Source organism: Stenotrophomonas sp. Ps181, assembly GCF_025697425.1.
GTDB classification, from domain to species: domain Bacteria; phylum Pseudomonadota; class Gammaproteobacteria; order Xanthomonadales; family Xanthomonadaceae; genus Stenotrophomonas; species Stenotrophomonas sepilia.
Genome location: NZ_JAHWBI010000005.1, coordinates 293,831 through 308,655, shown reverse-complemented (window position 1 = coordinate 308,655; position 14,825 = coordinate 293,831). Strand labels below are relative to the sequence as shown.

Annotated in this window: 13 protein-coding genes; 8 read left to right on the top strand and 5 right to left on the bottom strand. The window is 67.2% G+C overall.

What is annotated here, in order from left to right; genetic code table 11:
• Nucleotides 1-36: 36 nt before the first annotated feature.
• The 5 genes from KXV01_RS14000 (at nt 37) to KXV01_RS13980 (ending at nt 5,748) form a co-directional block, all read left to right on the top strand.
• Nucleotides 37-1,581, top strand: a complete 1,545-nt coding sequence (locus KXV01_RS14000; RefSeq protein ID WP_309250489.1) for a family 43 glycosylhydrolase — start codon at nt 37-39, stop codon at nt 1,579-1,581.
• Nucleotides 1,582-1,620: 39 nt separating this feature from the next.
• Nucleotides 1,621-2,679 (top strand): LacI family DNA-binding transcriptional regulator, encoded by a 1,059-nt coding sequence (locus KXV01_RS13995; protein WP_005421130.1) that lies wholly within the window; start codon nt 1,621-1,623, stop codon nt 2,677-2,679.
• A 197-nt stretch (nt 2,680-2,876) separates the two neighbouring features.
• Complete coding sequence (kduI, locus tag KXV01_RS13990; protein ID WP_049416190.1) at nt 2,877-3,725, top strand: 5-dehydro-4-deoxy-D-glucuronate isomerase; 849 nt, start codon at nt 2,877-2,879, stop codon at nt 3,723-3,725.
• A 79-nt stretch (nt 3,726-3,804) separates the two neighbouring features.
• Nucleotides 3,805-4,560 carry a 2-dehydro-3-deoxy-D-gluconate 5-dehydrogenase KduD gene (gene kduD, locus KXV01_RS13985; RefSeq protein ID WP_005421125.1) on the top strand — a complete coding sequence of 252 codons (756 nt, stop codon included), beginning with the start codon at nt 3,805-3,807 and terminating at the stop codon, nt 4,558-4,560.
• 90 nt (nt 4,561-4,650) lie between these two features.
• Complete coding sequence (locus KXV01_RS13980) at nt 4,651-5,748, top strand: GDSL-type esterase/lipase family protein (RefSeq protein WP_111097225.1); 1,098 nt, start codon at nt 4,651-4,653, stop codon at nt 5,746-5,748.
• 79 nt (nt 5,749-5,827) lie between these two features.
• Here KXV01_RS13980 and KXV01_RS13975 read toward each other — a convergent pair whose 3' ends face one another.
• Nucleotides 5,828-6,478 carry a DUF4375 domain-containing protein gene (locus tag KXV01_RS13975; protein WP_111097226.1) on the bottom strand — a complete coding sequence of 217 codons (651 nt, stop codon included), beginning with the start codon at nt 6,476-6,478 and terminating at the stop codon, nt 5,828-5,830.
• A gap of 31 nt (nt 6,479-6,509) precedes the next feature.
• The gene (phhA, locus tag KXV01_RS13970; RefSeq protein ID WP_111097227.1) at nt 6,510-7,403 is read right to left on the bottom strand and encodes a phenylalanine 4-monooxygenase; all 894 of its coding nucleotides are present in this window, start codon (nt 7,401-7,403) and stop codon (nt 6,510-6,512) included.
• A gap of 125 nt (nt 7,404-7,528) precedes the next feature.
• On the opposite strand from phhA, the gene KXV01_RS13965 reads away from it, so the two are divergent.
• Nucleotides 7,529-8,014: an Lrp/AsnC family transcriptional regulator gene (locus KXV01_RS13965; RefSeq protein WP_014035441.1), complete on the top strand. Its 486-nt coding sequence runs from the start codon at nt 7,529-7,531 to the stop codon at nt 8,012-8,014.
• A gap of 39 nt (nt 8,015-8,053) precedes the next feature.
• On the opposite strand, the gene KXV01_RS13960 is transcribed toward KXV01_RS13965, so the two are convergent.
• Together KXV01_RS13960 and KXV01_RS13955 are read right to left on the bottom strand one after the other, a co-directional pair.
• Nucleotides 8,054-9,046 carry a patatin-like phospholipase family protein gene (locus KXV01_RS13960; RefSeq protein ID WP_049416200.1) on the bottom strand — a complete coding sequence of 331 codons (993 nt, stop codon included), beginning with the start codon at nt 9,044-9,046 and terminating at the stop codon, nt 8,054-8,056.
• A 233-nt stretch (nt 9,047-9,279) separates the two neighbouring features.
• The gene (locus KXV01_RS13955; RefSeq protein ID WP_263467874.1) at nt 9,280-10,296 is read right to left on the bottom strand and encodes a TIGR00266 family protein; all 1,017 of its coding nucleotides are present in this window, start codon (nt 10,294-10,296) and stop codon (nt 9,280-9,282) included.
• Nucleotides 10,297-10,456: 160 nt separating this feature from the next.
• Between KXV01_RS13955 and KXV01_RS13950 the strand changes: the two genes are divergently transcribed.
• Nucleotides 10,457-12,727, top strand: coding sequence for a TonB-dependent receptor (locus tag KXV01_RS13950; RefSeq protein ID WP_099494537.1), 2,271 nt, complete (start codon nt 10,457-10,459; stop codon nt 12,725-12,727).
• A 112-nt stretch (nt 12,728-12,839) separates the two neighbouring features.
• Here the strand turns inward: KXV01_RS13950 and KXV01_RS13945 are convergent, their stop codons facing one another.
• The gene (locus KXV01_RS13945) at nt 12,840-13,679 is read right to left on the bottom strand and encodes a phosphatase PAP2 family protein (RefSeq protein ID WP_263467873.1); all 840 of its coding nucleotides are present in this window, start codon (nt 13,677-13,679) and stop codon (nt 12,840-12,842) included.
• A gap of 261 nt (nt 13,680-13,940) precedes the next feature.
• Between KXV01_RS13945 and KXV01_RS13940 the strand changes: the two genes are divergently transcribed.
• Complete coding sequence (locus tag KXV01_RS13940; RefSeq protein ID WP_049416212.1) at nt 13,941-14,819, top strand: hypothetical protein; 879 nt, start codon at nt 13,941-13,943, stop codon at nt 14,817-14,819.
• The last annotated feature ends 6 nt before the right edge of the window (nt 14,820-14,825 follow it).

Genomic DNA, 14,825 nt, shown 5'->3' with positions numbered 1-14,825 from the left:
CTGCGTATCGCCGCCACCGCCACTCTGCTCGTGCTGTTGCTGCCGGCACGGCCTGCACCCGCGGCGGAGACCGCGCGCGCCCCGGCGCAGTGGGCGCGGGGGCTGGAACACCAGCGCCAGGCGGACCGTGGCGATGGCACGTTCCTCAATCCGGTGCTGGCCGGCGACCATCCGGATCCCTCGGTGCTCAAGGACGGAGACGATTACTACCTCACGCTGTCGTCGTTCGACGCCTATCCCGGCCTGCCGATCTGGCACTCGCGCGACCTGGTGAACTGGCAGCCGCTGGGCCATGCGATCACCCGCAACGTGGGGGCGATCTGGGCGCCGGACATCGTCAAGCACCGGGGGCGCTACTTCATCTACTTCCCGGCCCGCACCGGCGAGCGCCGCAGCAACTTCGTGGTCTGGGCCGATGACATCAAGGGCCCGTGGAGCGCGCCGATCGACATCGGCTTGGGCGGCTACATCGATCCCGGCCATGCAGTAGGTGAAGACGGCAAGCGCTACCTGTTCCTCAGTGGCGGTGATTACGTGCAGCTGGCCGACGACGGGTTGAGCGTGGTCGGCACGCCGAAACACGTCTATGACGGCTGGCGCTACCCGCAGGACTGGGACGTTGAGGCCTACGCGCAGGAAGGCCCGAAGATCCACGTCCGCGACGGCTGGTACTACATGACCACGGCAGTGGGTGGCACCGCCGGTCCGCCGACCGGGCACATGGTGATCACGGCGCGCTCGCGTTCGATCCACGGCCCATGGCAGAACGCGCCCAACAACCCGATCACACGCACGCAGTCGGCGGCCGAGCCCTGGTGGTCACGCGGCCACGCGACGGTGATCGAAGGGACCGATGGACGCTGGTGGATGATGTACCACGGGTACGAGAACGGCTTCTGGACGCTGGGTCGGCAGGCCCTGCTCGAACCGATCGAATGGACCGCTGACGGCTGGTTCCGGGCCAACGGCGGCGACCTCGGCCAGCCACTGCGCAAGCCGGCAGGACAGGCGCTGTCGCCTCATGGCATGGCGCTGTCGGATGATTTCCGCGGCAGCACGCTTGGCCCACAGTGGGCGTTCTTCAACCCGGCGCAGGACGAGTACCGCCGGCTGGGTTTCAGTGGCAACGGCCTGGTCCTGCAGGGCAAGGGCAGCACGCCGCGCGATGCCTCGCCGCTGACCACCATCGCCGGCGACCGGGCCTACCAGTTCGAGGTGGAGATGGAGATCGCCCCCGGTGCCGTGGGTGGCGCGCTGCTGTTCTACAGCGACCGGCTGTACGTGGGCGTGGGCAGCAACGGCGAGTCGTTCATCATGCATCGCTACGGCGAGGAGCGCCCTGCCAGGCCGGCGCCGGGCCGCGGCGGCCGGCTGTGGTTGCGGGTGACCAACAACCGGCACATCGTCACCTTCCACTCCAGCACCGACGGGCACACTTGGCAGAAGTATCCGGTTCAGATGGAAGTGTCCGGATACCATCACAATGTCGCGGGCAGGTTCCTGGCGCTGAAGCCGGCGCTGTATGCGGCCGGCGACGGTGCGGTAACCTTCCGCAACTTCCGCTACCGCGCGCTGGACTGAGCGCGGAGCCGGAATCCCCAGACTTACCGGGTTCAAAACATGTCAGTGCGCAACAAGAACGATGCCGCTACGCCGGCATTGGCGAAGGGCAAGGTAGCCACCATCAACGACATCGCGCGACTGTCGGGTGTATCCAAGAAAACGGTTTCAAGAATCATCAACAACTCGCCACTGGTGCGCAAGGACACGCGCGACAAGGTGGAAGCGCTGATGCGTGAAGTGGGCTATACGCCCGATCCACTGGCCCGCGGGCTGGCGTTCCGCCGCTCCTTCCTGATCGGCATGGTCTACGACAACCCCACCGCGCAGTACATCGTGGACATGCAGTACGGCGCGCTGGATGCATTGCGTGGATCCAGCTTCGAACTGGTGGTGCATCCCTGTGATAGCCGCAGCCCCGGCTACATCGAAGGCGTGCGTCGCTTCGTGCAGCAGCAGAAGCTGCACGGCGTGATCCTGGTGCCGCGTGCCTCGGAAGACCAGGCGCTGGCGGACATGCTGGATGAGATCGGCTGCCGGTTTACCCGCGTGGCAGCGCTGCCGCTGGACGAAAGCTCGCAGATGGTGGTCACCCATGACCGCGATGGTGCGGCCGAAGCCGCCGACTACCTGCTCTCGCTCGGCCACCGTGACATTGCCCTGGTGACCGGTCCCAGCGCCTACCGTTCGGCCCATGAACGTACCGCCGGCTTCATCGACGCACTGTTGCAACGCGGTATCGAGCTGCCGAAGGACCGCATCATCGAGGCCGGCTACACCTTCGAATCCGGTGTAGCCGCTGCCGAGAAACTGCTGCTGGGCAAGCGCCGCCCGACCGCCATCTTCACCGGCAACGATGAAATGGCTGCCGGTATCTACAAGGTGGCGCTGCGCGCGGGCATCAACATTCCGCGCCAGCTGTCCATCGTCGGCTATGACGACAGCCCGCTGGCCTCGCGCCTGTGGCCCTCGCTGACCTCGGTGCGCCGGCACACGCGCGATACCGGGCGCACCGCCGCGGCGATGCTGATCCAGCCCGAAGGCCAGGCCGCGCTGCCCATTGCCAGCGTGCGGCCGCATCTGATCGTCCGCGATTCCTGCCAGCCGCCGGAGGATTGATCCCCCAGGGATCAATCCTGCAGGTCATGACCTCTGGTCGTAACACGCCCCTGCCCCATCCACCCGATCCACCGCGCCTGCCCGGGCCATCCCGGCATCGTGCGACGCAAAATGACACCGGTTTCCTGTCTGGCTAGAATCGACCGTGAACCGCGCCGGGGCCGACCCGTCGGCCCGCCCCCCGCTCTGGAGACGCCATGTACAGCAAGACCCATTACGCCACCCATCCCGATGCCATCCACGGTGCCAGCAACGACCAGCTGCGTGACCTGTACCTGCTCGATGGCCTGTTCAACGCCGGTGCGGTGACCCTCAAGTACACCCACTACGAGCGCTTCGTGATTGGTGGCGCCGCCCCGGTGGACGCACCGCTTGCGCTGCCGACCCAGACCGAACCCGCTTCGGCCGCAGGCCACCCATTCCTGGAGCGCCGGGAACTGGGCGTGATCAACGTCGGCAGCGGCACCGGTACGGTCACCGTGGATGGCACCGTCTACACGCTGGGTCCGAAGGACGGTCTGTACGTGGCCATGGGCAGCAAGGAGGTCGTATTCGCCTCGCAGGACGCCGCCAACCCCGCCCAGTTCTATCTGGCCTCGACCCCGGCCCATGCCCGCTTCGAAACCAGGCAGCTGTCCATCAAGGACGCCGTTGCACTGGACCGCGGCGCGCTGGAAACCAGCAACGAGCGCACCATCTACCAGTACATCGTGCCGGCCACCTGCCAGTCCTCGCAGCTGCTGCTGGGCCTGACCGTGCTAAAGCCGGGCAGCGTGTGGAACACCATGCCGCCGCACCTGCACGACCGTCGCAGCGAGGTCTACTTCTACTTCGACCTGGGCGACAGCGACCGCGTCTACCACTTCATGGGCGAACCGGACGCGCAGCGCCACATCGTGATCCAGAACAACGAAGCGGTCGTGTCGCCGCCGTGGTCGATCCACATGGGTGCCGGTACCAGCAACTACGCCTTCATCTGGGCGATGGGTGGCGAGAACCTGGACTACACCGACATGCACGTGCTGGACATCTGCCAGCTCAAGTAAGCCCGCCTGGCCGCCGCGCACCGTGTGCCGGCGGCCGTAGCGCTGACCCCGCTCGCCCCAATCAAGGAACGCATACGCAATGGCTAATCCCTTCAGCCTGGAAGGCAAGGTCGCTCTGGTAACCGGTGGCAACACCGGTCTGGGCCAGGGCATCGCCGTGGCACTGGCCGCCGCTGGCGCCGACGTCGCCGTGGCCGGCATCGCCCCGCCCACCGACACCATCGAAAAGATCACCGCGCTGGGCCGCCGCTGCCTGGCCATCGAAGCCAACCTGATCAGCATCGAGCCGGTGGCGCGCGTGGTCCGCGAGACCATCGAAGGGCTGGGCGGGTTGGACATCCTGGTCAACAACGCCGGCCTGATCCGACGCGCCGATGCGGTGGACTTCAGCGAGCAGGACTGGGACGACGTGATGAACGTCAACCTCAAGTCCGCGTTCTTCATTTCGCAGGCCGCCGGCCGCCACTTCATCGAACAGGGCCACGGCAAGATCATCAACATCGCTTCGATGCTGTCCTTCCAGGGCGGTATCCGCGTGCCGTCGTACACCGCCAGCAAGAGCGGCATCGCCGGGATCACCCGGCTGCTGGCCAACGAGTGGGCGGGCAAGGGCATCAACATCAATGCCATCGCCCCGGGCTACATGGCTACCGACAATACCGCCCAGCTGCGCGCCGATGAAGCGCGCAACAAGGCGATCCTGGAGCGCATCCCGGCCGGCCGCTGGGGTACGCCGGATGACCTGGCCGGTGCGGCCGTGTTCCTGGCCTCGTCCGCGTCGGATTACATCAACGGTGCCGTGCTGCCGGTCGATGGTGGCTGGCTGGCGCGCTGACGGCAAGGCGACGAACGGTGGGTGCGGACCTTGGTCCGCCCGCTTTTCCCAAAGCAGCCGAGCACGGCTCGGCTCTACAAGGGCCTGGCCATGCGCAAGCTGTTGCTGCTGTTGCTGCTGTCGTGCACCACCGCACAGGCGGCGCCCGTGCGGGTCTTCATTGCCGGTGACTCCACTGCGGCCGCATACGGCCCCGAGCGCGCGCCGCAGGCCGGCTGGGGCCAGGTGCTGCAGAGCTACCTGGACCCGGCGCGCTTGGAGGTGCACAACCACGCCAAGGGCGGGCGCAGCACGCGCAGTTTCATCGAAGAAGGGCGCCTGGATGCCATCGCCGCCGAGCTGCGCCAAGGCGACGTGCTGCTGATCCAGTTCGGCCACAACGATGCGAAGTTCGAAGACCGCACGCGTTATACCGACCCGGACAGCGACTATCCGCGCCTGCTGATGCGCTACGTACAGGTCGCGCGCGGAAAGGGCGCCACGCCGGTGCTGGTCACGCCGGTGGCGCGGCTGCTGTACGACTTCGGTTCACTGCTGGACACGCATGGCCGCTACACACAGTCGATGAAGGCGCTGGCCGCGCGCGAGCAGATTGCGCTGATTGATCTGAATGATCGCAGCATGCGCTGGATCCGCGCGCTGGGTGAGGAGGGCGCGCGACCCTACTTCCTGTTCGTACCCGAACAGAACAAGGCCGACGGCACCCATTTCAGCGTGGCCGGCGCCCATGCGGTGGCCTGCCTGGTATTGCGCGAGGCGGTTCCGCTGCTACCCGCGCTGCAGCCGGCGCTGGTGCGGGACATCGACTGCGACGTGATGGATGCAGGGCAGGGCGCCGGTGCGACGGGACATTCGCAGGTCGTGCACGAAGGCACGATTGCGCGCATGCAGCCCGGCCCGCACGGCGGCGGCGGGCCCACCACCGCGTATCCGTTCTTTGCCGGCGCGGCGGACCTGCCCTTCGTGCTGCGCAAGCGCGTGCTGCACAAGGGCGCGGGTATCGGCCTGCATCCGCAGCACAAGGATGAGATCTACTACATCGTCAGTGGGCAGGGCAGCTACGTGCTGGACGGCAGGCAGTACGACGTGCACGCCGGGCACGCGCTGCTGACCCGCAAGGGCAGCCGCCATGCGCTGCAGCAGGTGGGTGACGAGGACCTGGTGCTGCTGCTGGCGTACCCGCGCTGATCCTGTAGAGCCGAGCCTGCGCTCGGCTGTCTTGCATCCGGTTGATCGCAGCCGAGCATGGGCTCGGCTCTACGGGCTGCTACAGCCGCTCTGCACCGAAGTGCAGCAGGCCCAGCCGGGCAAGGTCTTCCGGGCGTTCGAAATAGGCTTCCTCGAACGCCTCCAGCGCCTGCTGTTCGTCTTCGCTCATCGCGTCGTACAGGTCGGTCAGTTCCTTGATCGCCGGGTCGTTTTCCAGCCGATCCAGCAGCCCGCGCATGCCGGCCAGGATCGCGTGGGTCTGCGTCGCGCCCATCGCCTGCAGCGCGCGCAGCGCCAGCTGGCAGGTCGGGTCGCCCCAGTTGCACAGGAACTGCATGAAGCCGCCGTTGTTGATGTCCGCTTCCATGCGCCACAGCGCCACCAGTTGCTGGTCCTCATCGGACAGCGCATCCAGCGTCCATCCGGCGTCCTTCAGCCGCGCCATCGCCGCGTCGTAGCGGTCTTCCCAGACCTGGTTGAGGATATCGACCACGCCCGCCTCGCGTGCCGGCAGCAGTGCCGGCCAGTTCACGCCCAGGCCATCGGCGGTGGCGACCCACTGCGCGCGTTGCCCGGCATCGGCTTCGAACAGCGCGGGTGCCCAGCGCAGCGGCTGTCGGGTGCGCCGGCCATCGGCCAGGGCCAGCAGGATGAAGTCGTCGTCGAAAGCGACGCCGGTCACGCGCAGGGCGGCAAACACATCGGTCATGCCGTGCAGGATACCCGCAGGCCAGCGCGTCTCACACGTCGCCGCCGTCGGCCCAGCCTTCGCCCGTGCCCTTCTGGAACACGCGGTCATCGCCCTGCACGTCACCGGCCGGCAGATGCGCCTGGTTGGCCAGTGCCGCGTAGATCGGGGTGAAGTCCGGCGACGTCGCCTGCATCAGCTGTTCGAAGCTGTCGATGACGAAGTAGGTCTTCTGGAAGGTGTCGATGCGGTACTTCGTGCGCATGATCCGCTGCAGGTCGAAGCCGATGCGGTTGGGCGCGGCCGATTCCAGCGAGTACAGCGACTCGCCCTTCGACGACACGATGCCGGCACCGTAGATGCGCAGGCCCTCGGGCGTGTCGATCAGGCCGAATTCCACGGTGTACCAGTACAGGCGGGTCAGGTTCTGCAGCGCATCCGGACCGATCGCATGCGCTTTGACGCCGCCGCGGCCGTACGCCTCCATGTAATCGGCGAACACCGGGTTCATCAGCAGCGGCACGTGGCCGAACAGATCGTGGAACAGGTCCGGTTCGGCGATGTAGTCGATCTGGTCCGGGCGACGGATCCACCAGGTCACCGGGAAACGGCGGTTGGCCAGGTGGTCGAAGAAATCCAGTTCCGGCAACAAGCCTTCGACGCCGACCAGGGTCCAGCCGGTGGCCGCGCCGAGCACTTCGTTGAGCTGGTCGAAGCGCGGAATCATGTGCGCACTCATCCCCATCTCGTCCTGCGCATCCAGGAACTCCTGGCAGGCGCGGCCGACCAGCAGCTCGCGCTGGCGCTGGTACAGCGTGCTCCAGGTCGCGTGGTCGTCGGCAGTGTAGGTGTCCCACGGTTGCTCGACGAGCGCGGTGGTGTACACCGGCACGTAGCCCTTGTCGGTCTGCTGGTGTTCGACGCGGCGGGGCTGGGCGAGGTCCATGGGGCGCTCCTTGAAGGGATACCCACGATGCTAGGGCAGGGCGCGCGCAACAGGGTTGCAAAAGTTGCGCCGATTGCCGTTGTTGGCGCAATATCCTTGCGTACTCACCATGTTGCGGGGCAACAATGGCCGGAGAAGTCCAGTTCGATCGCACGGATATACGCCTGCTGGCTGAAATCCAGCGGGACGGGCGCGCTACCAACGCCGAACTGGCGGCGCGGGTGAATCTGTCGCCCTCGGCCTGCCTGCGCCGCCTGCAGCGGCTCGAAAGCGAGGGCGTGATCGTCGGCTATGGTGCGCGCCTGGAGCCACGGCAACTGCGCCTGGGCCTGCAGGCCTTCGTGCGCGTGCAGCTGGAAAAACACGACCAGGCCGCCATCGGCCACTTCGTGGACAGCGTTCAGGGCTGGGATGAAGTGGTGGCCTGCCATGCGCTGACCGGCGACATGGACTACCTGCTGCACGTCTACGTGCGCGACCTGGAGCATTTCTCGCACTTCCTGCTGGATCGGCTGCTCAATGCCGGTGGCGTGGCCGATGCCAATTCCAGCTTCGTGCTGCGCACGGTGAAGGGCTTCCAGGCGCTGCCGTTGTCGCAGTTGGAGCCCTGAGCAGCCACCAGGCGTGCCCGGCGGCATGGCATCAATGGATCAGCACTTGTCCTTGCGGCCCATCAGCCTGCCCAGGCGCGAGGCTTCCTCGCACTTCGGTGCGGCCACCGGCGCTGGTGCCGCTGCGGCGGCGCGTGCGCGCTGCAGCTGCTGGATCTTCGCACGGATCTGCGGCATGGCCGCCATCGCCGCCTTTTCGCCTTCCAGGATCGCGGTGCCACGCTGGCTGAAATCGGCGGCGCCGATGTCCAGCACCTTCGGCCGGATGACGATGTCGGCGCGCGCCAGTTCCTGCTCGCCCAGGCGCTGGCCCATGATCGAGATGGACTGGTTGACGATGCCCAGCATGTCCGTCGGCGCCTTGCCGCTGGCCTTGCTGGAGATGTCGACGGCGATCACGAAGTCGGCGCCGAGCTGGCGGGCAGCGTCCACCGGCACCGGGCTGACCACGCCACCGTCGATGTAGTTGCGGCCGCCGATCTTCACCGGTTCGAACACGCCGGGGATGCTGCTCGATGCGCGCACCGCCTGGCCGACATTGCCGCGCACGAAGATCGCGCGCTCGCCGGTTTCCAGCTGGGTGGCGACGGCGGCGAACGGCTTTTTCAGGCGCTCGGCAGGACGGTTGGCAACCTGTTCGTTGACGTAGTCCTGCAGCTTCTGGCCCTGCACCAGGCCACCGGAGAACAGGCGAACGTCGCGGATGCTGGCTTCATCAAGCGCCACGGCCCTGCTCTGCATCTGGAAGGCATCCATGCCGCTGGCATACAGGGCGCCGACCACGCTGCCGGCGCTGGTGCCGGCGACCACGGCCGGCTCGAAGCCGTTGGCCTCCAGCATCTTGATCACGCCGATATGGGCAAAGCCTTTGGCCGCACCGCCGCCCAGGGCGATGCCGATCTTCACCGGCTTGGCCTGCGGGACCACGGTCGGCGCCGGCGGCGGCGTGGGGCGGACCGGATCGCCACCGCAGCCGGCCAGCAGGCCGATCAGGGCGACAGACAGCAGCATGCGGGGGCGGAACAGGCTCATCGGCAGTGCGCGCGCGGCGCCGGATTCAGGAAAGGGCGCCAGCATACCGAAGCCGCGGCGGGGCGGGCAGGGTGGGAAATATCGCCCATTCATAAAGGTAGTGCCGGCCGCTGGCCGGCAACCATAGGGAAACTGGCAACGGTCCATGGGGCTGCCGGCCAGCGGCCGGCACTACCGGGATGCGCGCGAAGTCCATGAGGCTGCCGGCCAGCGGCCGGCACGACCGGAGCCGGTCAGAACCGGTTGTCACCATCCAGCATCCGGCCCAGGCCGCCCAGCACCGAGCCTTCGCCGCGGCTCTGGCCGCCGCCCTGCGGTGCGGCCATCCACATGCGGCCGGCCAGGCGCGAGAACGGCAGCGACTGCAGCCAGACCTTGCCGGGGCCGGTCAGCGTGGCCAGGAACACACCCTCGCCGCCGAACAGCATGCTCTTGATGCCCGCAACACGGCGCACGTCCATGTCCACGGTCGGGTGGTAGGCCACCACGCAGCCGGTATCCACGTCCAGGCGTTCGCCGGCGGCCAGCTCGCGCTCCACCACGCAGCCGCCGGCGTGGATGAACACCCAGCCGTCGCCCTCCAGTTTCTGCATGATGAAACCCTCGCCCCCGAACAGGCCGGTCATGATCTTGCGCTGGAACTGCACGCCGATCTGCACGCCGCGCGCGCCGGCCAGGAAACTGTCCTTCTGGCAGATCAGGCGGCCGCCGTGCTGGTCCAGTTTCATCGCCAGCACCGTCCCAGGGTAGGGCGCAGCGAAGGCGACCCTGCCCTTGCCATGGCCGCTCTGGGTGTAGACGGTGGCGAACAGGCTTTCGCCGGTCAGCACGCGCTTGCCGGCAGCCATCACCTTGCCCATGAAGCCGCCGCCCTGGTCGCCATTGGCGGCGCCGAACACGGTATCCATCTGCACCGTGGCGTCCTTGAACATCAACGCGCCGGCCTCGGCAATGGCGCTCTCGCCGGGATCAAGCTCGATTTCCACGAACTGCATTTCATGGCCGACGATGCGGAATTCGATGTCGTCGGCGCGGCCGCTGGCGGTGGCGGGGACCGGGGGTGGGGTGTGGGGCATGCCCGGGGCCGCTGATTGCAGTTCGGGCACTTCGGCAATCGAGGTCCATCCGCTCATGCCCTGGCACCAGGCCAGCGCGCGCGGGTTGGCCTGCGCGTAGCGGCGCGCGGCCTGGTCATCGAGCGGTCCGATTCGGTCGGCCTGGGCCGAGGGATGGAAGTACCACTGGGTCATTGCGGCGGCTCCGCGGCGCTGGAAAACCCCGAGTCTAGCGAGCGCCCCGGGGGGCAGGGCGACGGGGCCATGAACGGCGGGCATTTGCGGGGCAGGTGCTGTATTGCAACAATTATCTGGTAGCGCCGTTTTACCACCCCTCCAAACACAGCCTACCGCCATGTCCCCGACCCGCACTTCCCGTGGCCGCCTTCCGGTCGCGCGCCCTCTCGTTGCCGCTCTTTCCGCCCTGCTGCCGTTGGTAGCAGCCGCCCAGGAAACCCCTGCCGCCAAGGATCCGGTTGCCCTCGATACCCTGCAGGTAACCGCGCAGCGCCGTGTCGAGAACGCCAAGGACGTACCGGTCGCAGTCAGCGCGATCCAGGGCGAGAAGCTGGATGTGCTCGGTTCGGCCGGCGATGACATCCGCTTCCTGGCCGCACGCGTGCCCAGCCTCAACATCGAGTCGTCCTACGGCCGTGCCTTCCCGCGCTTCTACATCCGCGGCCTGGGCAACACCGATTTCGATCTCAATGCCTCGCAGCCGGTGTCGCTGGTATACGACGACGTCGTGCAGGAAAGCCCGCTGCTGAAGGGCTTCCCGCTGTTCGACCTGGCCAACGTGGAAGTGCTGCGTGGCCCGCAGGGCACCCTGTTCGGCCGCAACACGCCGGCCGGCGTGGTCAAGTTCGACTCGGCGCGACCGTCGCAGGATGCCGATGGCTACGTGCGCGTGGGCTACGGCAGCTACAACAGCTGGAACGTGCAGGGCGCCTACGGCGGCCCGCTGACCGACCGCTGGTCGGCACGCGTCTCGGCGATCTACCAGCGCCGCGACGACTGGGTCGACAACACCCGTGTCGGCGCGCCCAACAGCGGCTTCGAAGGCTACGACGAAGCCGCCGGCCGCGTGCAGTTCCTGTACGAAGGCGATGACTTCGAAGCGCTGTTCAATCTGCACAAGCGCAAGCTCAACGGCACCGCCCGCCTGTTCCGTGCCAACATCATCCAGAAGGGTGGCAATTCGCTGGTCGAGAACTTCGACCGCGACAAGGTGGCCAACGATGGCGTCAACTTCTCCGACCTGGAGACCTGGGGCGGCAGCGCGCGCCTGCAGTGGAACCTCGGCTCGGTGACGTTGCATTCGATCACCGGCTACGAGACCGCCGAATCGCTCAACCGTGGCGACATCGACGGCGGCTACGGTGCAGCCTTCCTCGGTGCCGGCAACTACGGTCCGGGCCTGATTCCGTTCTCCTCGGAGTCGGCCGACGGCCTGCCGCACCACCGCCAGTGGACGCAGGAATTCCGCGTCGAATCCAACGAGTGGGGCCGCTTCGACTGGCAGGCCGGCGTCTTCTACTTCGATGAAGACGTGACCATCAACAACTTCAACTACGACTCGCTGGCCCCGGGCAATCCGCAGACCGGCCACGTGGTGCAGAACCAGCGCAACAAGGCCTGGGCGGTGTTCGCCTCGGGTGACTTCGACGTCACCGACCGCTTCAAGCTGCGTGCCGGCGTGCGCTACACCCAGGACAAGAAGGACTTCAGCGCCAGCGTGCTGCAGGCCGTTCCGTTCGGCACCCCGGTCAGTGGCCCGTACCTGGCCAACACCGACGTCAACGACGTCAGCTGGGACCTGAGCGGCGTCTACAAGCTGACCGACGACATCAACGCCTACGCCCGCGTGGCCAAGGGCTTCCGCGCGCCGTCGATCCAGGGCCGCCTGGCCTTTGCGCCGGGTCTGTCGCAGGCCGATTCGGAGAAGGTCATCTCGTACGAGGCCGGCATCAAGGCCGACCTGTTCGAGCGCCGCGCCCGCCTGGGCCTGAGCGTGTTCCGCTACGACGTCGATGGCCAGCAGCTGATCGCCGTGGGCGGTTCCAACAACACCGCCACCCTGCTCAACGCCGACAAGACCATCGGCCAGGGCGTCGAGCTGGACCTGGAGGCCTACCTGGCCGACAACGTCCTGCTGACCTTTGGCAGCAGCTACAACGACACCGAGATCAAGGACAAGAGCCTGGCGGTGGCGATCTGTGGCGGCGGCTGCACCATCACCGACCCGACCACGGTGATCAACGGCCAGACCTACGCGCTGGTGAACGGCAACCCGCTGCCGCAGGCGCCGAAGTGGATCCACAACGCGACCCTGCGCGTGGGCTTCCCGCTCAGCGATGGCAGCGAGCTGTACGCCTACACCGACTGGGCCTACCGCAGCGCGGTGAACTTCTTCATCTACGAGTCGCCGGAATTCCGCGGCCGTAGTTCGCTGGAAGGCGGCCTGCGCCTGGGCTACAACTGGGGTTATGGCCAGTACGACGTGGCGGTGTTCGGCCGCAACCTGACCAACCAGACCCGCGTGGTCGGTGCGATCGACTTCAACAACCTGACCGGCTTCCTCAACGAGCCGCGGACCTGGGGCGTGGAGTTCACCGCGAAGTTCTGATGCGGTCGCTGCGTTGATGCAATGCAGAAGGGCCGGCGCAATGCCGGCCCTTCTGCTTCGCACCCACCGGTAGTGCCGGCCGCTGGCCGGCAATGACCGATCGCGCAGGCGCCTACAGCGCGCTCTGCGGGCGCACCTTCAGCACCGCATTCTCGGTGGCGCAGTCGCGGCTGGAGTGCCGACCGGCCTTGCGCGCCGCCTCGATCTCCTTGCGTGCGGCCAGCAGGTCCTTGTTGAACGCCGCGTTGTCATGCAGGCGGGCGACGGCGGTGGCGCCCATGAAGCGGCCTTCGAGGATGTCGCTCTGCCAGTGCACGTTGCACACCAGGCGGCTCTCGCCGTAGTTGCGGCCGCGGGCCTGGATGGCATCGGCGCGGTCCGGCGCGATCTCCGACAGGATCAGTGCCCAGGCCCAGCCGATCGAGGTGTGGCCGGATGGATAGGAACCATTCTTGCGCAGGCCATCCTCGTCCTTCGGCGAGCAGGTCGGCTCACCGTTGACCATGAACGGGCGCGGGCGCTGGTAGTGGTTCTTGGCCGCCTTGGTGGCGGCGCTGGCGTCGATCCGGCTGCGCTCCAGCAGTCGATACAGCGCCGGAGTCTTCACCGCATCGATGTCGATGTCGGCGGCGCAGGAGAAGTGGTTTGCACCTTCGGGGAAGCCAAGTTCCGCATCGACGCCGGCCTGGGCGAAGCGCGGGCTGCCACGCAGCGCGCGGGCTTCACGGCTGACCTGTTCGTCCAGGGCGAGGGCGGCCGAACCGGCCACCGGCGGTGCCGGCACCAGATCGAGGCTGGCCGGAACAGCGCTCTTGTCCAGATAGCCCACCGCCTTGGTGGTGATGTTGGCTTCGACGGCGGTCGGCTTGGTGGCCGAGGCAGCACAGCCGGCCAGGGTCACGGCAACGGCGAGGCCGAGCAGCGGGCGGGCGGGGTGGGAAATCAACGACATGGACGGGCTCCGGAGGAAAAACATCGCGTCATGATCGCAGCCCGTATGCGGCACCGCAGTGGCCATCGGTCATACGGCCAGACCCGGCATGGTCATCACAGGAGATGAAGAACGTCATCGAAGCGTGCCAGTCTGCTGAATCCGGGCGCAGCGCACGGACTTTCACGCGGCCGCGCCGTGAGCATCGGCACATCGGCAGGCACCAGGGGCCGTCCAGTTCCAGCCGGGTCGGGGGGATCCGAAGACAGAGGGAGAGAAGCGATGCGCAGCACCGCAACAGGAAGTACCGTCCTGGCCCTGCTTCTGGGGCTGGCAGCAGCGCCGGCGCAGGCCGCCGACGTGGTCGGCGTGGCCTTCGTGCATGGCACCGGCGCGCAGACCAATGCCACCCAGGACTACTGGCAGCCGGCGATCATCGACACCGTGCGCCAGGGCCTGCCGAACAGCAGCAACTACGTTGTCATCAACTGTGACTTCACCCAGTACATGTGGAAGCCGGAGGCCGCCGGCTGCCTGGCCAACCAGCTGACCAGTTTCATCGACAGCCGTGGCATCACCCAGCTGGTGGTGATCACCCATTCCAACGGCGGCAACGTGGTGCGCTGGATCCTGTCCAACCCGACCTACGACAGCCGCTATCCGAAGATCATCCGCACGGTGCGCAAGGTCACCGCGCTGGCACCGTCCTCGGCGGGCACGCCACTGGCCGATGCGGTGCTCAACGGCAATACCTTCGAAACCTCGCTGGGCTGGCTGCTGGGCTACAAGAACGACGCCGTGCGCCAGCAGCAGGTGGCCAGCATGGCCACCTACAACGCGCAGAACCTGTACGGCACGGCCGGTCGCCCGGCGCTGCCCAAGCCGTTCCGCGCGGTGGTCGGCAGTGACGTGGAATCAGCGGTGTGGGACAGCAACAGCTACTGCGGTGGCTATGCCGCCAACGTCGGCCTGGAGTTCACCCAGAACTGGTTGTCGTCCTGCTCCGATGGCTTCCTGGAGTGCAGCAGCCAGAAGGCCGCAGGCACCACCTGGTTCACCGACACGCAGCGTACACAGGGGGCAGAGCCGCTCAGCCACAACCAGAGCCGCCGTGAGTGCTTCGGCCTGGGCACCCTGCTGCGCAACGACCTGACCCAGTGAGGGAGA